Below are 25,334 nucleotides of genomic sequence, written 5' to 3'. Positions count from 1 at the left end.
ATATAAGACGGGTTTATGCCTTGGGTCGGCTTTGATGTCGCCAGTATCGAGAAACAGCCCATTGTGGTAACCTCCTACCTTTAATTAGGGGGTTATTGTGATGGAATACTATGATCTCGGTAGCTACAGCCGAAAGATCACAACCTCGTCGGACGAAGCCGAGCTTTGGTTTGATCGTGGTTTGGCTTGGACTTACGCGTACAACCACGAAGAAGCGATTGTATGCTTTCAGAATGCTGTGGCTGCGGATCCAAATTGCGCAATGGCGCACTGGGGCATCGCGTATTGTATTGGGCCGAACTACAACAAGCCCTGGGAAACATTCGAAGAAGACGAAAAGCCTGACTGTATCGCCTTGGCGAAAGCGTCAATCGAGGCTGCTGCGTCGTTAAAGGACCGGCTGACGCCTGTTGAACGCGCGCTAATCAATGCCATTCCAGCGCGTTATCCATCCTCATCGGATATTGAGGATTTCAGCCCGTGGAATGATGCCTTCGCTGATGCGATGCGAAAGGTTCACACCGAATTCGATCAGGACCTGGACGTGTCTGCGATTCTGGCCGAGTCGCTCATGAACCGGACACCTTGGCAGCTTTGGGATTTGCCGACCGGAAAGCCCGCCGAAGGGGCCGATACGCTCGAGGCAATATCCGTGCTCGAAAATGCGTTCGATACACTTTCCGGAGCATGGGAGCACGCAGGACTATTGCACATGTACATTCACCTGATGGAAATGTCGCCCCACCCCGAACGGGCACTGCGTCACGGCGATGTGCTCAGCACGCTGGTGCCCGAGGCCGGGCATTTGTTGCACATGCCGACCCATATCGACGTGTTGTGCGGAGACTACATGAACGTGGTACTGCGCAATCACAAAGCCATATTGGCAGATCGCAAGTTTCTGAAGCGCGAAGGCCCTGACAATTTCTATTCCGTCTATCGGTGCCACAACTATCACTTTAAAATATACGGTGCGATGTTCTTGGGGCAACCATCGGCAGCAATCGAAGCCGCCGATGAGCTGATCGACACCTTGCCGTCAGACACTCTTCGGCCTATGGCGGACTGGTTTGAAGGCTTCATTCCAATGAAGCAACATGTGCTGATCAGGTTTGGTCTCTGGCAGGATATTCTCGATCAGGATCTGCCAGAGGATGAAGAGCTTTACAGCGTGACCATTGCTATGATGCGGTATGCAAGGACGGTTGCCTTGGCCAACCTACACAGGGTCGCCGAAGCCCAGAGTGAAAAAGCCAAGTTCTATGATGCTCTGGCCAGAGTTCCTGAGACCCGAATGCTGTTCAACAACACATGCCGGGACATTCTGAAGGTCGCTGAGCAAATGATGCTGGGTGAGTTGGCCTATCACGCAGGAGAGCACGAAACGGCCTTTGACCACCTGCGAAAGTCAGTCGAGATCGACGACAACTTGCCATACGACGAGCCCTGGGGCTGGATGCAACCCACCCGCCATGCGCTGGGTGCTCTTCTTCTTGAGCAGGGCCAGATGGAGGAAGCCGAAGCTGTTTACCGTGCAGACCTTGGCCTGGATGCAACGCTTAGCCGGGCCTGCCAGCATCCGGGCAACGTCTGGAGCCTGCATGGCTTGCACGAATGTCTCACCCGGCGCGGTGAAACGGTCGAAGCCGCCCACATTAAGCCACAACTGGACAAGGCCACTGCTCGCGCCGAGGTGCCGATCAAGGCATCGTGTTATTGCAGGCAGAAGGCTTTGGCCGCCCAGTAATCACTGATCAACAGCAATGGCCGGGGTATTTGCGAGGCCCGCTTCTGCCGTTGACCGGGACTTATTTAACTTCGTTGATGGCAACAGTCTGGACGACGACAAGACTGCCAAGCATCGCTTCGGCGCCGATTTGCGGTAAATCAGCCGCATGGTAGCATAGCGCAGGATTTGCAGTCGGGGGGCAATATGGTCTTAACATTCGCACAAATGGAAGCTCAGGAAATATCCAAAGCAAATCCGATTTCAGCAACTGACGCGCTGGCAGTACTGATCGAAGACCCCAACGCACTTGTAGTGGACGTGAGGGATAGCGCTGAAATGGCGGCTACAGGTATCAGCCCTAGAGCAATTCCGGCTCCTGGTCGCGCCGTCGCTTGGATGGCAGACCTTGAAAGTGAATACAGATCTCAAGAGTTACAGGATCGTGGAAGGCGAATTTTCACCACTTGTGGCGGAGCTCCGAGCTACCGAGGCGCGGCAGCGGCAAATGTATTGACAGCGATGGGTTTTCAAAACGTGCAGTTCATCGATGGAGGGATGGCGGCTCTGATCGCAGCTGGCTCCTCCACAAAGCAGCCTTAAAAAACGGCGAAACCAACGGTCTCGAGCAAACAGAGCAGGGGAGTAAATAGATACTTCTCAACTTCCAGAGTTGTGTCTCGATACGACTTGCGACTGAGACTTAAGCCAGTTGACGAACACCTTAGCCTCGTGACGCTGAAATTCTGCTTGAGTCTGGATGTAGTAGACGCCGAAGAGTGGCTCAGAGAACAATTCAATCATCCGACCAGATGACAGATCGTCCTCAAAAAAAGCTCTGGCAGAATACGTGATCCCGTCACCACGGCGAACCGCAGTCATGATCAGGTTCCCCGGCATGTGATTTATCGTCAATGGCTCGAGAGGTGCGACCCCATGATAGGTGAACCAGTCGGCCGCCTCGTTTGTGCCTAGTTCCTGCAACCAGGGCAGCTTCGTTAAAGAGGCCGGGTCACGCAGATCTTGGCCTTCCACCAGTGAAGGTGCTCCGATCACGACCATGTCGGAGACAAGCACAGTATCCTCTTCATTTCTCGGCATGCGTCTGTCGTGATACCGAATGGCGACATCGATACCACCTGGTCTTATCTGAACCAGCTCCGAGGTTGGGTTCAGCATCAAAGTGATCTCTGGATGTTGACGTTGAAACTCTGCCATTCTCGGCAATAGCCACTCTACCGCGAATGCGGGTGACATGGTCACTTGAACGGGGCGGTGCCCTGCATGTTCCGCCAGCCGTTCGACACCCCTTCCGATAATTTCAAAACCGATACCCAGTTCACGTGCCAGAATGATGCCTGGCTCTGTCAATTCAATGCTGCGCCCACGTCTGGCAACGAGAGCTACACCCAAATGCCTTTCCAACGATTTTACCTGCTGGCTGACGGCCGCTTGGGTCACGTTCAAGCGTTCAGCCGCCACGGTGTAACTCCCTGCTTCCGCAACTGCTGAGAAGGCGCGCAAAGCGTTCATCGGGGGAAGGTGCAACCAATCCATACTGTAGATTTTCTAATGTTTTGTTAGACTATTTGAGTCGCATGATATCGGTTTTCTTGACAATATTCATATCGAAATCTGTTTATAAGCTTAAAGAAAAATAGGTATCGGCATCATCACGGATGTCAGCCTAGCCGCATGCCAGGAGATATTCATACGATGGAAAAACTTCAAGGTGGATGCTACTGTGGTGCGGTTCGATACCAGATCGCGACACCACCTGTCTGGTCCGGAAATTGCCATTGTCGTTCATGCCAAATGGCCCTTGGCGGCGCCTTTGCAACTTGGGCTAAGGTAGCCGCCGAAGACTTCGCCGTTATCAAAGGCGAAATCCAACACATTGAAAAAACTCCGGGTATTCGCCGCGGATTTTGTCGGGACTGTGGAACGACGTTGACCTATGCCGCCCTAAATGAAGTTGAGGGCCAAGACTGGAGCGCTGACGCGTGGTTTTCTGCTGTGACGTTGGACGACCCATCGATTACTCAGCCAAAAGCCCATGTCTTCGTTTCACATCAGCAGCCATGGATAAAACTCGACGACGGGCTGCCGACGTTTCTTGAGTTCTAACCAACTTTCCGAGCGCACGGAGGAGAAAGCGATGAACACTGCATACTCATATGCCTGCAAGGATTGCGTAGGCATCGAGGCCTGCCCAGGTAAAGTAGTTGCTGCGACCAAGGACGAAGTCTGGAAGCTTATGGAACTGCACGCGGTGGTCGCCCATGGAGAGGACCCCAGCTCGTGGGACGCCGACACTCGAGAATATCTGGAAACACTGATAAAGCCCGCGTGATCAAATAAATTAGGCCTCAAATTCCTAGGGATAATCGGCCAAAATTTTCGGCTTGGTTTGTTTAACCGCGAAGGGCAGCTTTCCTCTGCAACTGGGAAATTGCTGGGCCCATTTGTGAGTATCCGGTTTGGGCTGCGGCCCACCGCCAAGGCACCTAGAAGCGCAAGGCCGTCACGAACCCAAATCGGAAATGTGTGAGATCGGTTTCCATCACAAACCAACCTGCTACAGCGAAATCCTGCTCTTATTCAGGCAAACCGGCTAGTCGCAAAGACGCACAGTCTTTCTCCAGCCTTTTTCTGTCAGAGAAAAGTTGAGTTTTCGCCCAGTCCGATATGGAAAACTGAGGGCGGTATTTCATCACATTCCGTGCTTCATCGCGAGCGGCCTCAAGGTTCTCTGTCTCTACATGGACGATTACGAGGTCGAGGTGACCAAAGCCTTCAACCCTTTGACCATATTCGGTGAATGCTTTCTTGGCTTCCTCGTATTGACCGTCAAGTCGAAGGGCTAAACCCAGAACGCCTGCATACCAACCCGGATAGTGAGGGTTCAGGGTAATGGCTTGTTGTGCGACTTGGATCGCTTCATTTGCCTGGCCATTGAAAGCTAGGGTGATTGACAGTCTGGCAGCCACGTCAGCGTGGTTTGGATTTAGCGCTAGTGCCTCGTTGAACTTATCGATAGCCGAAACCAGCTTGCCATCGATTGCATCTGCAAAACCCGCAATAGCGTGAGCCTCTGGGTTGTAGCTGTCTATTTCCAGAGCCCGCTGAGCGCAGTCACGAGCCTCCGCTAGCGCGGCACGCCGGTCAGCAACAAATCCATGTCGTGCTTCGACAGTGCAAATGAATCCCAAAGTACAATACGGAGCCGAGTAACCCGGGTCGAGTGCAATTGCCTGTTGTGCAAATCGGCGAGCGTCGGCGTGAGCTTCCCTAGTAATTCTGCGCGAAGCCTCCACGGCCTTTAGTTGAGCGGTCCACGCGCCTAGGTTTTTCGTGCCGGATCCTCTGAAACGAGCCATTTCTCCCGCCAAAAGTTCGACTTGTAACTCGGTTGCAATCCTAAGTGCGAGTTCATCCTGAACTTCGAATACATCTTCAATGAGGCGATCATAGCGGTCTGCCCAAATGTGCATACCGGACTTTGCATCGATTAGCTGTGCTGTGATCCTCACCCGGTTCCTGCTTTGACGGACACTTCCCTCAAGAACAAGATCGACACCCTGCTCCAGACCGACCTGTTTCACGTCAACGGAGCGACCTTTGTAAACGAATGTAGAGTTACGCGCGACGACCAGTAAATTCGGGAGTTTTGATAAAGTGGTGATGATCTCTTCGGTAATTCCATCTGCAAAAAACTCCTGATCGGGGTCAGAAGAAAGATTATCGAAAGGTAAGACGCCGATTAGCAGAGACTTTGTATGGCTAGCCGGAGTTACTCGCGGTGGGGCAGAACCTGGCGGCGACCATTGGAAAACTTCTATTGGTGACGGCGCGTTCTTAAACTGTCGCTCTCCAGCGCGATAAAATTGCTCAGCGAGGCGCTCGTCAAGGCTGCGATGGACGACATCTGAAATCAACACAGCCCCTTCGTTGGAAGCCTCTTGTAGACGTGCGGATAGATTGATGCCATCGCCGAAAATGTCATCTTCGTCGAATACGACATCTCCAAGATGCACACCCACTCGTAGTTTCAATGAGGACTGAGTTAACACCTGGCTTTGAAGATCAAGGGCGCATCGTACTGCATCAGATACCGAGTTAAACTCGACTATCCATCCATCACCCATCTTCTTAACGACATTACCGCGATGATCGCTAACCAAAGGATCAAATAACTCTCGACGTAGAACACGAAGTTCGCCGAGAGTCCTATTTTCATCTGCCTTAATCTGGCCTGAGTAGTTTACTACATCGGCCGAGAGTACTGCGGAAAGTCTGCGGTCTCCATTCATGTCTATTGGTAGCGCAAATTACGCTGCTTGGAAAAGACAACATGATTTCCTGAACGTCGCGCATGTCCTAGTGAATGGCTTGGTGCAAAACTGAAAAGCGTGACTGTGAATGTATGCTTCGGGCTGCCATCGGCCCATCCGCACACCGCAGAGAATGATTAATTCGAGCCCAGTGCGGACGCAAAGTTAGATGGGCAGACGGGCGTGGATCTCAATCGGGGCTATCAATCCGCCTTCTATGTTTCGCACCATGTTTTGGACCTTTATCGCTGTGTCGTCGCCCATGATCAGATGCAGGCCAAGATGTGGAGGACCATCCGCACGGCTTTGCGCAGCCGCCAAATCTTCAAAGAATTGTTTGGCAAACACGGTGCGGTCGATCCTATCGGTCAATTCGAAACCAACGGACTTCAAAGCCGCCTCATATGTCTCTGGTGGTGCAAGCGCACTCTGATCCGAAGTCGAAGCCCAAGGCGCTGGATAATCCATATTGCCCTCGCCGACTTGCATCACATCGTAAATCGCAAAAATACCTCCTGGTTTAAGCACACGCATTGCCTCCCGCGCGATGCCAACTTTGTCCACAATGTTCATGCCGACGTGGATCATGTAAGCAGCGTCCATCGAGTCAGATTCTAACGGCAGATCAAGTACGCTGCCTTCGATGAGTTGAACCCGATCCGACATGCCCGTCCATTCTGTAAGGGCGCGTCCTGTTTCCACAAACTCGGCGGTTAATTCGATGCCGGTCACATGAGCCCCAGTGGCCGCTGCGACATAGCGGGCAGGACCACCGAGGCCACATCCAAAATCGACAACCCGACTTTGGGGCGAAAGGTCCAAAGCCTTCACAAAAGGTTCGGTCGCAAGGCGTCCGCCAATGTGAAACTCGTCAACCGGCGCCAAAGCGTCGCGAGAAATCGGTGGGGTCAAGTCCAGTGCTGCGCAACCATCAGAAATTCGCTTTAGCAAGTGACCGGAGTGGTAGTGGTGCGCGACTTCATTGGGATCAGTCATGTTGAAGCCTCCCTAACTTATGCCGCTATGGTAGACTCGGTGATCTTGAATGTCAGCTTTGTCCGCTTATCCGGATTTGAAAAGTCCAGTTGCAAATGTCTGCCTAGGGCTGACTATCTACGCCAGGCATCGTCCGCCAAAATCATCGCTCATCTCCTTCCTTCGAGGCCTTCGCTGCTTGGTAGCAAGTCCACAACCGCTCCACCTCATCGAGCGGATCGTCACTGGACCGTTTGTGTGAATTCAGCTGCTGTTTCATCGCTCGACGAGATGCATCATCCTGCATGATCTGGTCCGCACGGAGCACATCGACTTTTTGAACGTATTCAACCTCTGCTTCTGCCAGCAAGCGCTCCAGTAGTCCTGACGTTGAAGAAGAATCTGAATAGATCCAACCCGCCGGGCATTGGTCGATGATGCCCAAAACCTGGCTTGCAACATCCACGGCAGGTGGAGCCGTCGAAAGGTTGATTGGAGATGCGTCCAAAACCTGATGTGACCAGTTCAGGGCAGGGTAGATGCGAGATGACCAAGTGTATGGTTCGTCATCGATCACTCTCAAGACCGCGATTTCAACTGGGTAGAACTGTCCTCTTACGGCTACGATCCTCAGGTCGCATAACAGCATTCTGACAACCGGTTCCGGTAGGCCAATATCCTTGTAGACGCTGCCAGATCCTTCATTGATTTTATCGTTTTCACTCATTCTGGCCACTTGTTCTCTTTAGTCCATTGGTCGGTCCACTCCGCTACACCATCAGCTGGCTCAATCTCCACGATGTGTTCTTGCGCAGTCGCCAGAAGTGCCGGCCATGCATCTGAATCCTTTTTCAAGCGCGCTCGGATCTCTGCAATCAAGTTATCCAAAGGAATATCGTGCAATGGGCGACCAGAGATCGCTTCATCTGAAAACTCATCACTCATCGAAGGGGTTCCAATCGCCTTGGTCCTGACAGTGTGCACACAGAGCGGTTGGCTTCAGCAATGTGGATCAACCCGTTGCAGCAGGTGACATCGACTCGGCCCAGAGCCCGAGCGGCGCAATAGACTGCTCTGATCGGCGCTGGTGGATCGACACAGCCTATGTGAGCGGGGACGTTGATGGAAGCAATGGCCTTGGGACATTCGACTATTCGCTGGGCACCATTTTGGTCGGAGCGGATGTCGCAAGCACCGATAGAGGTGTGGTCGGCGTGTACGCAGGTTTTGGGACATCCTCCATGGATGAACACGATCAAGTCGATCAGGACTTTTCGACCGACAGCTATCATGTGGGCGTCTATGGGCGTACAACAACCGGAACTTGGGAGTTCTCCGGACTGATCGGTTACATGTTCGGTGAAACTGATGCCAAGCGAAATAACCCTTCTGTTGATGGCTTTACGGGAGGCGAGGCTAAATCGGATTTGGACCAAGAGGGAATCCACACCGGTATTCAGGCACGGAAGTTGTTTAACCTGGACAGCGGTGCAAGGGTTTCTACGGTTTTTGGATTGAACTACGGGCGTATTCAACAAGGTTCAGGCACAGAGACTGGCGGTGGTGACTTCAACTACTCAATTGAAAAAGCGGATGCAGAGTCTCTGGTCGCTTCCATTGGAGTTGACTACCAACGGGACTTCTTGACAGAGAATGGTGTGCTAACCCCAATCGCCTTTGCTCGTTACGAGTATGACTTCTTTGCCAACAAGGATAGTGAGCACAAAATCACTGTAACGAGCCCGATATTTGGCACGTTCACACAAGTCGGACAAAACCGAGGAGCAAATGGTTTCGTTGTTGGTCTGGGGCTAGGGTATCAGATTTCTGATCTGGCCAGACTGACGGCAGGGTATGGTTACTCAGTTCGTTCCAACGGCCAAGAGCATGGTCTCGGTGCAAACTTAAGCGTTCGGTTCTGATTAGGGCGGACCAAAGAAGAGGAATGGTAAGCTAGCTGCAACAACTTGCGGAAGCTAACGTGGCGGTGTGAGCGTCATTCTCTAGCGATCAAAATTAGGGAATACTAAAAACATAAAGCCGCGATTTCTTGGCATCGTCTGTCAGAATATAGAGAAGCCCTCTGGTCTCATCGAGAGCGATCCCTTCGGGATGTTTAACTTCCTTTTGTTTGCCATCTTCTGTGAACGTCAATCTGATAGACTTTACGGACTTGGACTCTGGATTGTAGACGAAGATTTGACGGCCTTTGTCACTCACAATCCAAAGAGAACGTGAGGACGGGGACCATGCTAGGCCGCTCAAATCCAGTTCATCATCATCTACACGCTCGGAGATAAAACCTGCATCGCGGGCTAAAGGAATGATCTCAACAATTTCGTCTAGCGCTGGTGATACGACCATTAACAACCTTGGTTGTCCTTCAATGCCAATGAAGACCCGCCCGGATTCCGGGTCGACGGCGATGCCCTCAGGTCCCTTGCTCAAAGGGTTACCGACGAGCAATTCAGCGGCGTCCGAGTAGCCTTTGAGAGATGTGAGAGGGATTGTAGTTAGTTGAATGGGGTCTGTCGGGTGAACGACTAGAATTGATCGATCAGTTTCCTGAAGTACTAAAACAGACCCATCTTTTCGTGATGCGACGCCCTCCAGATCTGATCCTGCCGATGAAGGCAGCTTGAAAGAGTTTTCCAATGCCCCGTCGATTCCAAGTAGGTGCAGTTTAGATTCAGCGTCGCTTACTGACCACAAGAAGCCTTCGGCGTTGGACAGAGACAATCCGGAAGGCTCCGAGAAGCCTTCCGATTTATCCGTCACCTTGAAGGAGTCGATGAGTGTCAAACCGTGACTCTCGGCATGGGCGAGCTCGATCCATGCCAGAAGTGCAACAGTAGCGCTTGCAAAAGAAGCCAGTGTTCCAAGCTTGGGCAAGCACCGTGAAAACCCAAGTTTCGACCGAAGCAGCTTGTGTTCTGACATTGGATTTTCTCACGCTTGGACCACATCCCAGTGTCAGCGTTCGTATCACAGTCCGGATGCTTTGTCCGAAGAATGCATGGTAATCTCTTTACCTGATCCCGCCTATTGCGATTGAATTGGACAAGATGTGCCTTTGGCGGAACACAATCTGCTAGAGTAGGCAGGAAGGAAGTTAAGTTGAACAAGACTTTCTCACTTATGGCCGGGTTATTGGTGATGCTGTTGCCAAGTGCTGCGTTGTCACAAATCGACCCCGCGACCATGTTGGCCGGTACTTCGGAGTCGGAGATACTTATCGAACGACGTTGGACGCAGTTTCGTGGTAAACAGGAACTGTATTTTTTCACCCTCGACGTCATCGTAACGGTCATATTGACTGGACTGATCGTCTACCACCCTGTGAGGCGGAGAGCCCGCAGAAGTGTCAGCGATATCGTTATGCCGCGACTGTTCTTCCTATACGCGCTTGTCGGCATGGCGGTTGGGTTTCTGGTCGTACAGCACGGATCGATGATTGGGTTCGTGATTTTTGGAATAGGAGCTCTGTTAAGGTTCCGATCAAATATGGATGACCCGGTCGACACGGTGGAAATGATTATAGTTACCGTGCTTGGGCTCGCGGTCGGGCTGGGCTTGCCGCTGATGGCCACACTGGTGGCGATTGTGTGTTGGTGTTTCATTTGGCTCGGTGGGCGAAACAAGGGCGTGGAAATTTCGCTCAAGGCTTCAGACGAAGAGCACTCATTGAAAGTCAGCGGGGACATTGAAGCTATGGCCGCAGACGCTGGCTGGAAGTTGGTCAGAAAACACCACGTACCCGGAAAATCTCGCGTTTCTTTGCTTTTCATTACCTCGGGTGGATTGTCGGAAGCTCGGATCGAAGAGATGATAAACGATCTGGTCCCTGAAAAAGTTGAGCTGAAACTCAACCTCTAGTCATTTCACAAGGTCTAAGCGTTTCAACACCGCATTCGGGGATCTGATCTCTTTCGGGAGCGACTTGAAGTTTACTGACCTTTCGAAATCAGGTCCTCGATATACTGCTATCCCAAATTCTCCGTTTGGCTGGAACGTAACATGAGTGAAGCTGTGAGGCGATCTGGCGTTATCGCCAATTAGCCGTCGCGGGCCACCTCCCAAACAAGCTTGAGAGACGTAAGCTACACCGTCTTTCCAACCGGGATAGAAGGCATGATGGTGGCCTGACAGATGCAGAACGACACCGCTTTCCAAATAGATTTTTTCAAGTGTTGGGTCACCGATGATTTCGCGTTCGCGCTGGATCGCGAAGGGCCAAAGTGGGAGGTGACTGAAAGTGACAACCGGATTTCCATTTGCACCCAGTTCCACAAGTCGGTCCTGTTGATCACCGGATAGCGGCCCTAAGGTCGTAGCATCCAAAGATGCAAACGTTACGCCCTGCATCTCAAACGCGTAGAAGAACGGGTAGTCATCCGAAACCAGGAAGTCGACGTCTGGTTTTCTTGGTGCCCATTCCTCTGCGTATATTTTTCTTTCACGCTCGAACCCACGGTAGGCGGAGGCATCATGGTTCCCAGGCGTGACCGCAAATGGAATGCCGGCAGCCTCTAAAGGGTCTGATACGGCCTCGTGAAACGCCTTCCACATCTCCCTGACCTGTTTGTCGGATAAGTTGGGGATGCGCTGTCCCGCAACCATATCTCCGGTCGAAATAACCAAATCGGGATCAATCTCGACTATCCGCTCAATCGCTTTGTCGACGCGGGCATCGTATCTTACCGAACCATAGCTTCCGTTCAGATCCGATATGACGATAACATCCAATGCCACCGCTTTGCAGGCGATCAGAGCGGTCCAAATGAACGCCGCAAAAAGGGTGGAAAGCTTACGGGGCATTACAGTCCACAGCCTCTACCTCGGTGTCGTTTCTCAAAAAGAATGCGACAGGATCCAAGTCGAACGTCAAATCACCATTAGAACAATTGTCCTGGAGAATGGACGTTGCCAGCGCGGTGTTTTTCACAACTTGGGAAATCTGCCTATCTGACAACCCAAGGCTCCGCGACAACCAGCCGTAGACGGGACCTTGAGATTGAAGATCACTATTCAAAGCGACCAAGCGCCGATACATGCTTGGAGAGAAGTGCCGTATTTTTTCCAGCATTTGAGTGGATTTCGCGAAGTTGGCATACTCGACCCGCCCACCAGCATCGTTGTCGTTTAGATTGCTGCGACGGATCAATAATGCCTCGGCGGGAATATCTCCATCGTTCGGCTGATGGTGCTTGGCTTTCTTATGCTTCAGCTTTCCGTCTTCGACCCAATACCAATAGGGTGTGAAGTCTATGTTTCCTACGCGGTCCTGCTGGCTAAAGATGAAATCGAGGAGAACAATCTCGGTAAGTTCTTGCATCCAAAATGCCATCTGTTGGTCGCTGACATCGGGACCGAGATCCTTGTTGATCATCCGGTCTTTTCTGCCTTCTCCGACACCCTCTGCGATTGCCTTTGACAATGGTTTTGAGGAACGCAAAGCCAAGAAAGCGGGGGTTTCTTGAAAATCGCGGTTCTGACCTTTCCCCCATCCAGATTTGCGTGTGCCGTTGATTTCCGAGCCGTATCTATGCCCGGGACTATCAAGCAGTACACCGTATATTTGCGTTCGATCCGAAGTGAATAGATCGTCGTTTGGCTGGTATGAGTCCGGGTCAGCATCCGCAGCTGCGAAGACCCGCCAGCCTTCATGGTTCATGCGCCCGCCATGAGAGCCACCAGAAATCGCAAGGCCAGGCTCGGCGACCTCGGAAAAATGCGCCTGGGCGTCCATGCTACGCCAAACGGCGACTGGAACTCTGACAGTCGTGTCGAAATATCTGGAGAAATGATAGTAAAGCAGCGACGAGGTGGAAAAGGTTCCACTGGTGCCCTTTTGGTTCATGGTGGATTTGAATTTGGCCACCCTGTCCTTGGCCAGATCTTTCGCCGCCTTCCCCTCTTTGCAAGCGTTTCTCTCGAACTCAGAACGGTTCCCCGTGTAGGGTCCTTCCGAAATATCGTAGACGGCCATTCCTGGACTGGTGCTCCAGGTTTTTGGGCAAATAGCAATTTCGGAGGCATAGAAATCGATCTCGCAATAGGCCGTTTCTTCCTCAAGATCGCTTTTCTTATACTCGCCCGTTGGAATTTTTTCGATCCGAATACAGTGTTCAGCAACGCCGTTGGGACTATCAAATGTCGTGGCTTCACCTAGAACATCGTCGTTCGCCCACAAGACGGTGGGTGCAATGAAAGCTAGTAACCCCTGAAGAATGAACTTCATTTGGATAGTCCTCCCAATATCATTTGGGGCAAATCGCTGCCTGTTGTGCGGTGGAGATCTTCAACTTTGGGTCGACGCTGAAGTTGGAGAATTTTGAGTCAATCCACTGGTCGCATCCGCCTGAACAAGGCGCCCCGTTTCGGGCATCATTCCAATATTCCTTGGCCCTTTCTTCCGTCCAACCGCAAAACTGAACGAGCGCCATTGCCGACAATGCCCCGGAGGAATGAACGCCCCACATGCAGTGCACCAGAACAGGGCCCTTTCCAGGGTTTTCAATCACCTCGTATATGGACGCCATGACAGCACCGGGTCGGGAGGATCTGGCGCTTTGATAGTCAAAGGATCCGTTTCCGCAACTGGTGCGACCGTATTGAGTGTTTTTGCCGAAGTCGGCATAAAACCCGGTTGAAAACCCTTCACCACACAAAGTTTCGCGTTGTCGTTCACTTAGGCCCGTTCGGTCCTTGTCACCGCCTTTGAAACCAGAGCGATACAATACTCCGCTTAAGACTGGGCGAAAGAAAGCGACGCCATCGACACCTCCGTCGCCGCCCTTTGATAGCATTTGACTGTTGCTTGGACCGCCGTTTCGGCTGGTTACGTCAGAATTCGCAGCGGTTGCGAGAACACCAATGAATACGAGGGACGTCAAAAACCGCATGCCAGTTCCTTTCTATTCTTAAGCGCTATGTGCTCAAACTCTTCCCACTTGGTAATCTATTGGAGCGGCTCATTATCAGCAGCCGTATCAAGTGCGCGATAGACTTTCCGACCTGAAGCTTTAAATCGGCCACACCAGATTGATGATAAAGACGACCACGAAGTAGGCCAGAAAAACTTTCCAGTTCAATTGGTGTTTGTTTTCTTCGTTTATCACGCCGGCCGATTTCAAGGCCAGGTTTGTTACAATTAGAGCGACGATGGTAACCGCCGCATGTGCCAAGTCGAAATGCAAACTGAAGCTCCCTTTTGCAGATGTTTGATTGATGAAAATGTGTCAGCAGTCACCTGATGGCAGCATAGTTACATCTGAGTACCTTCCCTCAGATGTCGTGATCCGAGCACATGCACCAATATCTCTGTTAAACCAGTACGAGGTCAGCCCTTCGCTGCGGATGAGTTCAAATCCGAGACTTTGGATGCCCATTTCAGCTTGGCCCGCTCTTGCCCATTCAAATGACGAAAGATCGCTAGAGCTGCCCACAGTTAGTGCACTTGCATCCACTGATCCACCACTGTCGTCGCATGCTGCAAGCGCAGTAATACACGCCGTGCCGATCACCAATAGGACCTTGGGTTTCATCTGTTTTTCCCTCGCTTTTTTGGGCTTGCGTTCAAGGGTTTCTGATTGATCACCTATTCAATTCCGAAAATGACGTTGTAGTCGACAGAAGAGTTGCTGCGATTGATAACCTCCACAACATGATCACCGGATTGCCAAAGTTGTCCTCGATACTCTTTGTCCGCGGACATCAATCCTAACAATTCAGATCCATCAGGGTTACGAATAACATAGTCCAAGGAGCCATTTCGCGGCGCAACTCGGACGTAAAGAAACTGTTCGTTCTTGGCACCGAGAACATATTGCTGCGACGCTCCGGGCGCGAGTTCACCAACTAGTTCGGCGCCGGTGGAATCAGCATCGAATTTGACACGTTGGCTACCGGTAGAACCGGCGGCGCCTGCCACTGCTCCACCGCCATCATCCATCGCTTCGACAACCGACATCTCGCCGATGCTTCCATCCTTGTACGCGATGCAGCGCCAAAGCGTTCCGCCTGCGTCACGTAGCATGACGAGCGTACCCGCCTCTGAGAATTCTGAGCTTTCAATCGTACCTGATTGACCGTCTGGTCCTCCAACCTGCCGTAATTGGTCGATACACGCGTCATCGGCTTCTGACATTGCAAAAGCAGCAGTGCCCGCGATTGCGAACATGGGTGTGAGGAGTTTGAGTAAAACGAGTTTCATCAGATGGTTCCCTGTTAGCTTGTCCTTCCAGTTTTGTTCCGTACAAAGCGGAACCTCACTTTGCTTCTCGTAACTTTGACAGAAATTCATCGCATGCTTGTGCGCTGCCGACGATCTCATCTGTCGTTTCAATTCCTTGCAGAGATGCCATCTCGGAATTTACGCGATTGAGGATTTGATCCGCTTGCTCGGCGGTGATCATGTTCTCGGCTTGTGCTCCTTTCAATGTGGTGCAAACACCGGCGGACAAGCCTGTCGCAACGCCGACCCCCATTGCGGCCCCGCCGCCCAAGGTCATCGCTCCAACCACGCCGAGGACGAGCCCGATCACAATTCCCAAGATTACTTTTCCCATGTTTTCCTCCTTTTGGGTGAGAAAGAGCTCCGCCTTCACTTCTGGCGCAAACTGCATACCCATCTGCAAATCAAGACCAGCGCTAACAGGTTGAGCACCGGTGCAATCGCCGCGAACCACGGTTTGGCTGACTCTGAGACCAAATCCACTAGAATTATCCAAGGCAGTCCCAACGGCAAAAGGAACACCCCGGACAAGGGGTCTCGTTCCTGTCCCAGCCAGCCGAATGTGCCCGTCAAGAATGCAATCAACGCCAACAGGTACAGGATCGAGAATACGATGATGGTGGTTCTACAAACCAAGTCGAACTATCCGAAGAGCGAGCCAGTGCCGCGCAGCTGTACTCAGCTACGCATTAGACTGCTCACAATGCGCCTTCGTCCCCCAGGAACTCGATACCAGCTGTCGCGCCATCACTGTAAGCAATGCAATTCCAAGGAGCACGATCCTCGCCAACGCCTACAGTAACCTGTGTTCCCGCCTCGCTAAATTCGGATGAGAGAACCACGACTTGTGAATTGTTCGTTGTGTTGGCTACATCCCGTAAACATGCTTGCTGTGCTGGCGTCAGGTCTGTTGACTCAGTCGAGCTGCCAGTATCTTCACATGCTGCAACTGTCACCGCTCCTAACAATACAGCTGTGGGCTTCGAAATTTTCTTCATCGTTATTCCCTCGTTGGTTCCACCTAGTATTAGGTCGAAGACTCAGGTCGAAATCAACAATTCGATTATGTAGCTATCTGGATGACCTATGCGCCAATGCGCTTTGCAAAGTCTGCTTTCTGAGAGAAGCAGACATTGGAGAGAGTTGCGCGGAATGACAGCTCTGCGGACCAAGCTGCCCTCAGATGGTATCGCTTGAATATCCGCGTTAAATTGGAGGGGATGTCGCCTAGAACAGCTTGCAATTCTATCGCGACGGAAACCCGTATAGTGGATGTCCATGTCCGACACAATCCTTGCTGCTGAACCAACTATCCGCCTTATTGCCTTCCTATTCGTCCTGGCGGCGATGGCACTTTGGGAAGTGGCCGCACCCCGGCGAAGACGGGATATTCCGCGCGTTATCCGATGGACAAACAACCTTGCGCTCGTGGTGCTCGACACCGCCATCCTGCGGCTGACCTTTCCAATCCTCGCAGTTGGTCTCGCAGCCATGGCCGAGGATCGCGGATGGGGGCTCTTCAATAACATCGAGGCGCCGGTTTGGGTTGCCATCGTGGTCTCCATGCTGCTTCTGGATCTTGCAATCTATCTTCAGCATGTGATGTTCCACGCCGTACCGGGGCTTTGGCGTCTGCACCGGATGCATCACGCCGACCAAGATTTTGACGCTACCACCGGCTTGCGTTTCCATCCGGTAGAAGTTCTCATCTCGATGGGGATCAAGCTAGCGGTCGTAGCAGCCTTAGGGCCGCCCGCTGTCGCCGTACTCCTTTTCGAGGTGATCCTGAACGCTACCGCGCTATTCAATCACGCAAACATTGATTTGCCGCGTCCTGTGGATCGAATTCTCAGATGGATCGTCGTCACTCCAGACATGCACCGAGTCCACCATTCAGTCGATCCAAGCGAGAACAACTCGAACTTTGGCTTTAATCTACCATGGTGGGACCGACTTCTAGGTACTTACGTTGCGCAACCCGAGAAGGGGCATAAGGGCATGGAAATTGGCATCAAGCAGTTTCGCACACGCCGAGACCTCTGGCTCGACCGAATGCTGATTCAGCCGTTAAGCGGCCCGACGAGCGGAGGTGCCCTCGACACCCCGAGCCAACAGAGGCGATCTTCATCTGTCTCGCCCGGGCAAACCAAGCTTGGCACTGACCAAATAGACCAATAGCGCTGAACCAAAGACTGCTTTGCCGCGCTTGAGTGTCATTCACGCGGCGTTTGGGATCGGTCGAATTGGGCTCGAAGCGGTCGCTCGTAGAATCTCCAAAGACGAAGATGCAAATGCGTGATAGCTCCAGATTATGGCAACGACATCTGCGCGAAATCGACCATCCATTCCTTACACATTTGCCGTTTTTGGTGTTTGCTTCAATCCGTTTCGGCCTGGTTCCCTACTTCAGCCGCAGCCTAACCGAACAGGGCGTTGCACCCTAGGCCAGGCGCGTAAAACAACCGCTAGCGCTGCGCGGGCTTACTCTGGCGCCGAACCAACGGTTAAAATCTTCCCATTGCTCCAAACTAGCGCCTCGTAACAAACCTCGGCTCCTGCGCCTCCGCACCAACCACCGTCTCGTCCAATAAGCAGTATACGGTCAGGCCACCAGTCAAAAAGACGCCAACCCGTTACCTGCCACGACATGATCTCACCGTCGACGATAAGATTGAGCATGCACCCCCCTGTTCCGCAGTACATAGAGGCAGCAGAAGAACAGGAATACTGGCTTTCATCTACGAGTTCAGCCTTAACCGTGCCAAACTGGGAGCGCAGCTCGATCTCGGTCACAGCGTCACCCTGATCAAACTCTCCATTCTCGAAGTCTTTGCAATCAGCAGCTGCGCTTTCGATGATCCGTTGTGCTTCCTGAGAGGAGGCCAAAACTGTTGTGGCGCAAAGCATCACGGCGACCATTGATGCCAGAAGCGTTGCAAATACAAATTTCACCCTTTTCATGCTGTCCTCTTCGTTTGAATTCAGTGATATCCCGCCAAAATAGCATCGTAAGAGGTGGTTTCGCCGAAGTTTTCCATCACCCATTCCGGATCGTAGTAGGTGTCGAGATAACGATTTCCGTCGTCACAAAGAATAGTGACAATGGAGCCAGATCGTCCGGCAGCCTCCATCTCTTGCGCAATTTGCAAAGCCCCCCAAAGGTTTGTGCCTGTTGATGGGCCTGCCCGCCGCCTGATCCGATCTTCAAGCCAGAGCATAGTCGCAATGCTTGCCGCATCGGGCACTTGGATCATACGGTCGATTACATCTGCCAAAAATGACTTCTCTACCTTGGGACGTCCGATACCTTCAATACGACTTGAACAGGGGCGGGTCAGGGTCCTGTCTCCAGTTCGAAAGCTTTCAAAAAACACTGAGTTTTCGGGGTCCACAACAACCAACTCACTTTTAAAGCCCTTGTAGCGAATGTACCGCCCCAGCGTTGCTGAAGTTCCGCCAGTGCCCGCGCTCATCACAATAACCGATGGAATTGGATGTGGCTCTCGTTCCATCTGGCGAAAAAGGCTTTCTGCAATGTTGTTGTTTCCTCTCCAATCCGTCGCCCGCTCGGCGTACCTAAACTGATCCATGAAGTAGCCACCGACTTCAGCTGCCAGTTCAACCGAGGCCTGGTGCATGTCCGGCGCCGCATCGACGAAGTGGATTTCCCCACCTTGGAACCGGATTAGGTCGATTTTGCTCTTGGCGGTAGATTTTGGGAGAACCGCGGTAAAAGGCACTCCGATCATACGGGCGAAGTAAGCTTCTGAAACGGCGGTGCTGCCAGACGAGGCTTCGATTACACGTGTCTCTTCCCATATTTTCCCGTTTACAAGCGCATAAAGGAAAAGCGAGCGTGCCAGCCTGTGCTTGAGGCTGCCAGTGGGATGTGTACTTTCATCCTTGAGATAGATGTCTACGCCCTTCAGCCCCCGGACGGGAAGCTTGAAAAGGTGCGTATCGGCAGAGCGGTGAGCATCTGCATTGATCTTGGCAATCGAATCCGAAATCCAACGGTCCATGCCTCTACTCAAACGCCCTGTTTAGGGCCCGTCAAGCTTGGGAAAATCGTCTTTGAAATTCATGGGGATGCAAGCATGCGTCACCAATAGGACCGACTGTCCATCTAACGGGCAGGAATACCTATCGCGCCAGATTGTCCTTCAATGAACAGCCAGTGATTAAGAGGGAAAAATGTTAGGGTACTGAAGGCGACGACTTGAACCCCAAGGAGAACCAGGCCGAATACACGAATGAGTGCAGGTATTTGATCTTCGTAAGCAAGCAGCAGAATTGACACGATCTGGCCGATGCAAATTGCTGCAACAAATATTCCAATATCAATCAACAAAAAGTTGCGCTCAAATATCGCTGTGTATGCTGTGAATACTATTACAATTAAAATAGCAGTAATTGCGAGGCTAACTCCTTTAGCACTAAATACGTCCCTTCTTGTAAGTCGGGGTGGAAGCGGCATTAGGCAGGCCCAAAACAAGCCTGGCCAAAAAGCCAGCTTTAAGTGTTCCCAAATTGACTCGTTGACAGCTGCCACAAGCGCCATTGGCGTCCAACTTCCAAGCAAAACAAATGCAAAGTGCAGCCCGGACCCAAGTAGGATCATTAGGATCGCCCCTATCGCTTCGAGCCAAACTATTCGGGACGAAGCTTCCGGCATGTTTGGATCTCCCAATCCTGATTGTCGAATACTCTGCTTAGATTCTCAAAAGTGAAATGCCCGCAGACATAGAAGGTCTAGAAATAGCTTTCACCCCCCCTTGGTGAGCGGCAATGTCCAAGTTCTTGTAAGAGTCTGTAAAGTTGACCCTTCCTGATTTTTAACCCCAGTTGCTGTCATTGCCAGGTGCTACAATAGACCGTAGGCTGGATTAAAATCCGGGGTTGAGCATGCACGATAAAAGGTGGAAAATATTATCGGTTGGATTTATTGCTCTGGCCACAGCGTCGTGTACAGATCTGTATCCTGACGCCGACGTCATGCCCACTCGCGCTGATGGGGCAGCCTTTTTCTCAGAAAACTGTAGTTCTTGTCATGGTGTGGATGGCAGAGGCGGTGGCCCGGCAAGCAGCGGTCTTTCCGTTGCGCCAACAGATTTGACAACATTGAGCGCGAAGAACGGAGGCACTTTCCCTCAAGCACGGGCCCTAAGCTACATCTATGGCGACCCAGGAAACAGCCATCTTGCTCGGGTTATGCCGGAATTTGGCGGGGAAATGGCGGAAGACCTGGTTCCGGTTGAAATCGAGGGTGTCTTGACGCCCACACCGCGCGAGTTAGCAGGGTTATTGTTTTTCTTAGAAAGCATCCAACAGTAGATTAGTGTTTTTGGCGCTAGGTCAGCAATTGATCGTTTGCCGGTGTTCTGGACCTGCACCTTTTTTTGACCCGGTGACAATTCCAGGCCTAGCATTGTGAAGCGCCGTGCTCTGCTAGGCGTAAGCAGTCATTCAAAATCATTTGGCCGAATTGGCGTGTCGAGTCCAATTCTGGCAGACTGCGAAGTGACATATGATTTATGTCAAAGAGCCGAGCGCTTTCACATGCTAAATTTCGAATGTTAAATGGTGAAGCTGTTCTGAGCTCGTTGCTGCCTGTCCCCATCAATCGGTTTTGGGCCATAGGATAGCAAGTGTTATATGGTAAAGGACCGACGTTGACCGGGGGAAGATGTCGGTCCATTTCTGTTGTAATAAACTCTCGTTTGGCAAAGGACCTCCAACTTATGAGGTACTTTATGATCGTTGCAAGCATAGTAATTTCTTCGGTTCCAACGATATCTGCGGCCGACGAGTTTTTGGACTTTGGGAAAGACCTTTTTTTCGAGCATTGCACCAGGTGTCACGGAGTCGATGCGACAGGAAATGGGCCTGACGCCACTGATTTGAAAACAGTGCCTGCTGATTTAACAAAGATTTCCGAACGCAGAGGGGGTGTGTGGCCCATGTTGGAGGTCATGTCGATCTTGGACGGTTATTTGAAAGTTCAAGAACCTCGCGATGACATGCCGATAATCACCGAATTGAATGACGGCCCTGCTGTCGAATTCGATACGGGCAACGGTTTGGTTACGCGTATCCCTTCCGGACTTATCGAAATTGCTGAGTATTTGGAGAGTATTCAGTCTCCGAAGCCGGAACGTTATGTTCCGTGAAGTTCTGATCAGCAGCTGAGTACGCTAAAGAGCGCTGCACTGTGCTGCGTTGGGCGGGTGCCGTAATTAGCAAGATTCAACGGATAGCCGCTCAAAGTCCAAGGCGGACTACACCAATGCTCTTAACGATGGTTGTCGACATCCGAATCTATCGGGGTGACTGTCAGATAAGCGCAACGATTCAACATATTATTTTCATTGTTCGTGGGCGGTTTTCAAATTTGCGCAAGATCATTTCAAAGCCAAGCGATCCCTGAGGCACTCGCTAAGAGCATTCCCCGTTGGGCCACTTGTCACCGGGGCCGATCCAATACTCTATCGAGCTGCGACCAGTCGATGGTGCGCATTAGTTCTTTCACGGCCTCTGGGTCTACTGTTCTGTCTCGACCGCTGTGTTTTACGACGCGACGCACCAACCAAATACATAGGCTGGTGAGAACAAATGACAGGATAAGGCTGATTAAGGTTTCGGTGCTCATAATGGAACTATATCATACCTTGGTATTGATGTCCGGCCAGATGAGTGTTGAACCAACCCATCGCAATTTCCTGCGGGCTGTTATTGGTTTCAAAGGCTCTGCCGCAGAACTCAAGCTCCAGCCGCTGAAGTTCGTTCTGGCGGTCTATCGCCAGCGTGCGAGTGAACCACTTTGATCGGTCAAAGGTTGAAGGCTGCCAATCAAAATGCACTTATGATTGAAGTACAGTGCTTTAAAGTTGTAGAATCCATGCAGATACTATTTTAAATTGGGCGCGTACCTTGAAACGCGCAAACTTATGGGCAAATCGTGCAAAGTTATGCGCAAATACCGCGCAGAGTTATGGGCAAGCTTCCAAGATTTTCTTCAATGAAATCAATGTTGGGAATGCAGCGTTATGAGCGCACCTACACTGTTTGTAGGGACGCGCACAAACCTTCACGAACCCCATAAGTTTGCACGATTTGCACATAAGCTTGCACTGTTTCACGATAATAGTGCAGAGGAGAGCAAGTAAATCGCCTTATGCGGGTGCCGAAGGATAGATTTCAGTGTAGCTCTCGGACGCGACTTGCAATCGAATATGCTTCATCCAGCGTTAGCTGTTCGGTCTCTGAGGACAGTTTAGATATCTGCTGGGCAGAGGTCAGGGCATCGACGATTTTCTGAGCGTTAGCTTCAATATCTCTTGTCATATTCGCATTATACCTGCCGACGGCTGGATTGCGATGCAATCGAGGTTTTGAAGGGCCATAGTCGCAAACTCAAAGGGTTGTATTGAAATTGCCGATTCCGTCTGCATCAAACGGGCAAGTCCAAGGCGTTCAAGCGACAAAAATCTCCGCCCGTTTCCGCACCCCAACTGGTACTAGCGGTTCGATTGCAATTTAGAGCGACGAGATGGCCTTGATCACTGCTTTTCGGCTCTGAACAGCGCCGGTTTGTAGATACTCCATTGCTTTGAGAGCAGCTTCATGGGCTTGGACAGATGACCCGCCAACGCAATCTTCTACTACGCGGCAGAAGTAGTCTGATTGGTGGCCATCGACGAATGTGTAGTGCACACAAACATCTGTCAGCCCGCCGCACAACAAAAGTGTGTCTACCTTTAAACCTCGCAGCAGGATTTCGAAATCGGTGCCAAAAAATGCAGAATACCGTCGCTTCGGGACGATGTAGTCACCTTTGCGATATCCCATCTCATCTTTTGCAACTTCCGTTCTTGGATCACCTTCGAGACAGTGTACGTCTTCGTCACCATCCAGTTCCCTGCCGAAATCGACCTGATCGGGACGATGGACTTCCTGAACGAAGATGACGGGCACTTTGTTCTCATGCGCGGCGTCAACCAAGTCACGCGCAGCGATCATGCGCTGTTTGTAGCCCGGCATGTTGTCGATGGAGCGTACTTCGCTGTCATCAATAAACGTGCTCTTTTGAATGTCGATTACGATTAGGGCAGGTCTACCCTCGATCAGTTTCCTGGCTTGTTTGGTTTTAGTTGTCATGTTCGACCTCTAATTTGCCAGGTCGTCCTGAAAAAAACGCCCTTGCTTGGCCGGGTCGTCCCAGCGGGCAGATCAAACTTGACTAAATGTGCAACTGATTTCGGTCAAGGGTGTGCTGCGTTGTTGTGGAATGAAAAGCATGTGTCCGCGCCTGGTGGGGCAACATTGACCGCAAAGCTGCCGCCAGGGGTAAGTGCAGTGAGTGTCTGCGCTGAGCGCAGATTGAGCAATGATGCGAGCAAAACCGACGGCGGCTATACAACTTGACCCATCGTTCATAGTGTAAATGCATGAACAGATTTCGAAATGCCCAACCCTTTGATGCAATTCGATGCTTTGAGATCGAGACTGATGCCTATGAAGGCGACGAAGCAGCTACCCTCGAAAAGATAGCAAAGAGAATCGAGGTCTATCCCGATGGTTTCCTCATTCTTGAAATCGAAGGTGAGATTGTTGGTTTTGTGAATTGCGGATGTGCGTACAACGTTGAAATGTCTGACGAGGAATTCAAAGAACTTGTAGGGCATGACCCCGACGCGCCAAATGTCGTTATTATGTCTGTCGTCGTGGATCCGGCGCATCAAGAAAAAGGCCTATCGCGGGCATTGATGACTGAATTCGTCGGCCGCATGAGAAAAATGGGCAAATCCGCGATCCACCTTATGTGTAAAGAGCATCACGTCCCGCTTTATCAGAGATTTGGGTACAACTATCTTCGTCCATCAACCTCTGATCATGGAGGAATGACTTGGCACGAAATGTCTATGCAACTTTGAACCGTTGTTGGGTTGAGCCACGGTGAGTGGACATTCAACCTAGCGGTAGGATTTCCGCTTCGTCCGTATAGCAGTCGCTCGCGATATTCAGGCGAACGTCAGCGTCAAGCCCAAAGCAATCATAGTTCCTAGGGTCAGGATGCATTGATTTTCAACGCGCTGCGTGATTCACGGCTCGGAAAGCGGAGCGGTGACATGAGCGACCTTTACTGGCTGACCAACGAGCAGATGGCCAAACTTACCTCTTTCTTCCCGAAGTCGCACGGCAAGCCACGGGTCGATGACAGACGGGTTCCGAGTGGGATTATCTTCATTAATCGCAATGGGTTGCGCTGGCGGGATGCGCCGCGGGAATATGATCCGCACAAGACGCTTTACAGCCGATGGAAGCGTTGGAGCGAGAAAGGCATCTTCGCGCAGATGATGGTCGGCCTGGCCGCCGAGCACGGCGAGGAACAGACCGTGATGATCAACGCGACCTATTTGAAGGCACATCGCACTGCGACCAGCATGGCCGCGAAAAAGGGGGGCGTGGACGCCTGATCGGCCGAACCAAGGGCGGCATGAATACCAAACTGCATGCTATCTGCGACAGCCACGGGCGACCGCTCAGCCTGTTCGTCACCGCTGGGCAGGTCAGCGACTACATCGGTGCGCGGGCGTTACTGAGCAGCCTGCCCAAGGTCGACTGGCTGCTCGGGGACCGCGGCTATGATGCCGACTGGTTCCAAGAATCGTTGCAAGACAAAGGGATACGCGCATGCATCCCTGGCCGAAAGAAACGAAAGACACCGGTTCGATACGACAAGCGCCGATACAAACGACGCAACCGCATCGAGATCATGTTCGGCAGGCTCAAGGACTGGCGGCGCGTGGCGACACGCTATGATCGCTGTCCCAAGGTTTTACTCTCAGCCATCGCTCTGGCTGCGACCGTCATCTATTGGTTATGAATCCTGACCCCAAGCGGTCGTTCGCTGCACTCGGCGTGAACGACTGCTACGCGGACTTTTCTGCCATTGGCCCACTTTCACCGTAGGACCGGACACAGCCTATTTTGTTGAAAAACTCGGGCTTGATCGGTTGGTAAGTTGCTGATTCAATTCTTCCTAAAGGGAGGGATCAGCCAT

Annotated in this window: 30 protein-coding genes; 12 read left to right on the top strand and 18 right to left on the bottom strand. The window is 51.7% G+C overall.

Annotation, left to right across the window (positions count from 1 at the left end; genetic code table 11):
- Positions 1–100 precede the first annotated feature (100 nt).
- Positions 101–1,747 (top strand): hypothetical protein, encoded by a 1,647-nt coding sequence (locus AC2FJZ_RS13790; protein ID WP_496778253.1) that lies wholly within the window; start codon positions 101–103, stop codon positions 1,745–1,747.
- Between the two features lie 186 nt (positions 1,748–1,933).
- The gene (locus tag AC2FJZ_RS13785; RefSeq protein WP_170594474.1) at positions 1,934–2,329 is read left to right on the top strand and encodes a rhodanese-like domain-containing protein; all 396 of its coding nucleotides are present in this window, start codon (positions 1,934–1,936) and stop codon (positions 2,327–2,329) included.
- A gap of 57 nt (positions 2,330–2,386) precedes the next feature.
- Here AC2FJZ_RS13785 and AC2FJZ_RS13780 read toward each other — a convergent pair whose 3' ends face one another.
- Positions 2,387–3,283 carry a LysR family transcriptional regulator gene (locus AC2FJZ_RS13780; RefSeq protein WP_496778249.1) on the bottom strand — a complete coding sequence of 299 codons (897 nt, stop codon included), beginning with the start codon at positions 3,281–3,283 and terminating at the stop codon, positions 2,387–2,389.
- Positions 3,284–3,421: 138 nt separating this feature from the next.
- Here AC2FJZ_RS13780 and AC2FJZ_RS13775 point away from each other — a divergent pair, with 138 nt between their 5' ends.
- The gene (locus AC2FJZ_RS13775; protein ID WP_496778247.1) at positions 3,422–3,853 is read left to right on the top strand and encodes a GFA family protein; all 432 of its coding nucleotides are present in this window, start codon (positions 3,422–3,424) and stop codon (positions 3,851–3,853) included.
- Positions 3,854–3,884: 31 nt separating this feature from the next.
- Positions 3,885–4,079: a DUF1059 domain-containing protein gene (locus tag AC2FJZ_RS13770; protein ID WP_496778245.1), complete on the top strand. Its 195-nt coding sequence runs from the start codon at positions 3,885–3,887 to the stop codon at positions 4,077–4,079.
- 244 nt (positions 4,080–4,323) lie between these two features.
- Here the strand turns inward: AC2FJZ_RS13770 and AC2FJZ_RS13765 are convergent, their stop codons facing one another.
- From AC2FJZ_RS13765 to AC2FJZ_RS13750, 4 genes are all read right to left on the bottom strand, one after another.
- Positions 4,324–6,039, bottom strand: coding sequence for an adenylate/guanylate cyclase domain-containing protein (locus tag AC2FJZ_RS13765; RefSeq protein ID WP_496778243.1), 1,716 nt, complete (start codon positions 6,037–6,039; stop codon positions 4,324–4,326).
- A 186-nt stretch (positions 6,040–6,225) separates the two neighbouring features.
- On the bottom strand, positions 6,226–7,056 hold the full coding sequence (locus AC2FJZ_RS13760; protein ID WP_496778241.1) for a class I SAM-dependent methyltransferase: 831 nt from the start codon (positions 7,054–7,056) through the stop codon (positions 6,226–6,228).
- Positions 7,057–7,198: 142 nt separating this feature from the next.
- Positions 7,199–7,762: a hypothetical protein gene (locus AC2FJZ_RS13755; protein WP_496778239.1), complete on the bottom strand. Its 564-nt coding sequence runs from the start codon at positions 7,760–7,762 to the stop codon at positions 7,199–7,201.
- Positions 7,759–7,980: a hypothetical protein gene (locus tag AC2FJZ_RS13750; RefSeq protein ID WP_496778237.1), complete on the bottom strand. Its 222-nt coding sequence runs from the start codon at positions 7,978–7,980 to the stop codon at positions 7,759–7,761. Before AC2FJZ_RS13750 ends, AC2FJZ_RS13755 begins: the two co-directional genes overlap by 4 nt.
- Before the next feature lie 62 nt (positions 7,981–8,042).
- Here AC2FJZ_RS13750 and AC2FJZ_RS13745 point away from each other — a divergent pair, with 62 nt between their 5' ends.
- Complete coding sequence (locus tag AC2FJZ_RS13745; protein WP_496778235.1) at positions 8,043–8,957, top strand: autotransporter outer membrane beta-barrel domain-containing protein; 915 nt, start codon at positions 8,043–8,045, stop codon at positions 8,955–8,957.
- A gap of 94 nt (positions 8,958–9,051) precedes the next feature.
- Here the strand turns inward: AC2FJZ_RS13745 and AC2FJZ_RS13740 are convergent, their stop codons facing one another.
- Complete coding sequence (locus tag AC2FJZ_RS13740) at positions 9,052–9,975, bottom strand: SdiA-regulated domain-containing protein (RefSeq protein ID WP_496778233.1); 924 nt, start codon at positions 9,973–9,975, stop codon at positions 9,052–9,054.
- Between the two features lie 177 nt (positions 9,976–10,152).
- Between AC2FJZ_RS13740 and AC2FJZ_RS13735 the strand changes: the two genes are divergently transcribed.
- On the top strand, positions 10,153–10,911 hold the full coding sequence (locus AC2FJZ_RS13735; protein WP_496778231.1) for a hypothetical protein: 759 nt from the start codon (positions 10,153–10,155) through the stop codon (positions 10,909–10,911).
- On the opposite strand, the gene AC2FJZ_RS13730 is transcribed toward AC2FJZ_RS13735, so the two are convergent.
- From AC2FJZ_RS13730 to AC2FJZ_RS13700, 7 genes are all read right to left on the bottom strand, one after another.
- Complete coding sequence (locus tag AC2FJZ_RS13730; protein WP_496778229.1) at positions 10,912–11,781, bottom strand: metallophosphoesterase family protein; 870 nt, start codon at positions 11,779–11,781, stop codon at positions 10,912–10,914. It lies immediately after the preceding gene.
- A 61-nt stretch (positions 11,782–11,842) separates the two neighbouring features.
- Positions 11,843–13,276 carry a hypothetical protein gene (locus tag AC2FJZ_RS13725; protein ID WP_496778227.1) on the bottom strand — a complete coding sequence of 478 codons (1,434 nt, stop codon included), beginning with the start codon at positions 13,274–13,276 and terminating at the stop codon, positions 11,843–11,845.
- 784 nt (positions 13,277–14,060) lie between these two features.
- Positions 14,061–14,234 (bottom strand): hypothetical protein, encoded by a 174-nt coding sequence (locus tag AC2FJZ_RS13720; protein ID WP_165590775.1) that lies wholly within the window; start codon positions 14,232–14,234, stop codon positions 14,061–14,063.
- A 42-nt stretch (positions 14,235–14,276) separates the two neighbouring features.
- Positions 14,277–14,582: a hypothetical protein gene (locus tag AC2FJZ_RS13715; protein WP_496778225.1), complete on the bottom strand. Its 306-nt coding sequence runs from the start codon at positions 14,580–14,582 to the stop codon at positions 14,277–14,279.
- Positions 14,583–14,635: 53 nt separating this feature from the next.
- Positions 14,636–15,250 carry a hypothetical protein gene (locus AC2FJZ_RS13710; protein ID WP_480815069.1) on the bottom strand — a complete coding sequence of 205 codons (615 nt, stop codon included), beginning with the start codon at positions 15,248–15,250 and terminating at the stop codon, positions 14,636–14,638.
- A 55-nt stretch (positions 15,251–15,305) separates the two neighbouring features.
- Positions 15,306–15,767, bottom strand: coding sequence for a hypothetical protein (locus AC2FJZ_RS13705; RefSeq protein WP_496778222.1), 462 nt, complete (start codon positions 15,765–15,767; stop codon positions 15,306–15,308).
- Positions 15,768–15,969: 202 nt separating this feature from the next.
- Positions 15,970–16,269, bottom strand: coding sequence for a hypothetical protein (locus AC2FJZ_RS13700; protein ID WP_496778220.1), 300 nt, complete (start codon positions 16,267–16,269; stop codon positions 15,970–15,972).
- 280 nt (positions 16,270–16,549) lie between these two features.
- On the opposite strand from AC2FJZ_RS13700, the gene AC2FJZ_RS13695 reads away from it, so the two are divergent.
- Positions 16,550–17,449 carry a sterol desaturase family protein gene (locus AC2FJZ_RS13695; RefSeq protein ID WP_496778218.1) on the top strand — a complete coding sequence of 300 codons (900 nt, stop codon included), beginning with the start codon at positions 16,550–16,552 and terminating at the stop codon, positions 17,447–17,449.
- 303 nt (positions 17,450–17,752) lie between these two features.
- On the opposite strand, the gene AC2FJZ_RS13690 is transcribed toward AC2FJZ_RS13695, so the two are convergent.
- The 3 genes from AC2FJZ_RS13690 to AC2FJZ_RS13680 form a co-directional block, all read right to left on the bottom strand.
- On the bottom strand, positions 17,753–18,232 hold the full coding sequence (locus AC2FJZ_RS13690; protein WP_496778216.1) for a hypothetical protein: 480 nt from the start codon (positions 18,230–18,232) through the stop codon (positions 17,753–17,755).
- A 20-nt stretch (positions 18,233–18,252) separates the two neighbouring features.
- Positions 18,253–19,293, bottom strand: a complete 1,041-nt coding sequence (locus AC2FJZ_RS13685) for a PLP-dependent cysteine synthase family protein (RefSeq protein WP_496778214.1) — start codon at positions 19,291–19,293, stop codon at positions 18,253–18,255.
- 104 nt (positions 19,294–19,397) lie between these two features.
- Positions 19,398–19,946, bottom strand: coding sequence for a DUF6512 family protein (locus AC2FJZ_RS13680; RefSeq protein ID WP_496778212.1), 549 nt, complete (start codon positions 19,944–19,946; stop codon positions 19,398–19,400).
- 230 nt (positions 19,947–20,176) lie between these two features.
- Between AC2FJZ_RS13680 and AC2FJZ_RS13675 the strand changes: the two genes are divergently transcribed.
- The 3 genes from AC2FJZ_RS13675 to AC2FJZ_RS13665 all read left to right on the top strand — a co-directional run bounded on the left by AC2FJZ_RS13675 (position 20,177) and on the right by AC2FJZ_RS13665 (position 22,095).
- Positions 20,177–20,605 carry a c-type cytochrome gene (locus AC2FJZ_RS13675; protein ID WP_496778210.1) on the top strand — a complete coding sequence of 143 codons (429 nt, stop codon included), beginning with the start codon at positions 20,177–20,179 and terminating at the stop codon, positions 20,603–20,605.
- Positions 20,606–21,024: 419 nt separating this feature from the next.
- Entirely contained in the window at positions 21,025–21,441 is a 417-nt protein-coding gene (locus tag AC2FJZ_RS13670) for a cytochrome c (RefSeq protein WP_481668349.1), read from the top strand.
- A 480-nt stretch (positions 21,442–21,921) separates the two neighbouring features.
- Positions 21,922–22,095 (top strand): hypothetical protein, encoded by a 174-nt coding sequence (locus tag AC2FJZ_RS13665; protein ID WP_299641628.1) that lies wholly within the window; start codon positions 21,922–21,924, stop codon positions 22,093–22,095.
- A 373-nt stretch (positions 22,096–22,468) separates the two neighbouring features.
- Here the strand turns inward: AC2FJZ_RS13665 and AC2FJZ_RS13660 are convergent, their stop codons facing one another.
- Positions 22,469–22,615 carry a hypothetical protein gene (locus AC2FJZ_RS13660; protein ID WP_496674262.1) on the bottom strand — a complete coding sequence of 49 codons (147 nt, stop codon included), beginning with the start codon at positions 22,613–22,615 and terminating at the stop codon, positions 22,469–22,471.
- A gap of 192 nt (positions 22,616–22,807) precedes the next feature.
- Complete coding sequence (locus AC2FJZ_RS13655; RefSeq protein WP_496674264.1) at positions 22,808–23,428, bottom strand: cysteine hydrolase family protein; 621 nt, start codon at positions 23,426–23,428, stop codon at positions 22,808–22,810.
- 290 nt (positions 23,429–23,718) lie between these two features.
- Here AC2FJZ_RS13655 and AC2FJZ_RS13650 point away from each other — a divergent pair, with 290 nt between their 5' ends.
- Positions 23,719–24,204 carry a GNAT family N-acetyltransferase gene (locus AC2FJZ_RS13650; protein WP_050606051.1) on the top strand — a complete coding sequence of 162 codons (486 nt, stop codon included), beginning with the start codon at positions 23,719–23,721 and terminating at the stop codon, positions 24,202–24,204.
- Between the two features lie 195 nt (positions 24,205–24,399).
- Positions 24,400–25,157, top strand: a protein-coding gene (locus AC2FJZ_RS13645) for an IS5 family transposase (protein WP_496778207.1) whose coding sequence is annotated in 2 segments (ribosomal slippage) — positions 24,400–24,724 and positions 24,724–25,157 — 759 coding nt in all. Because the reading frame shifts where the segments join, the coding sequence is not laid out codon by codon here.
- Positions 25,158–25,334: the final 177 nt, after the last annotated feature.

It is taken from the genome of Ruegeria sp. CDSA079, assembly GCF_059612245.1.
The sequence above is the reverse complement of the archived record's forward strand: the minus strand, read 5'-3'. Positions and strand labels throughout refer to the sequence as shown.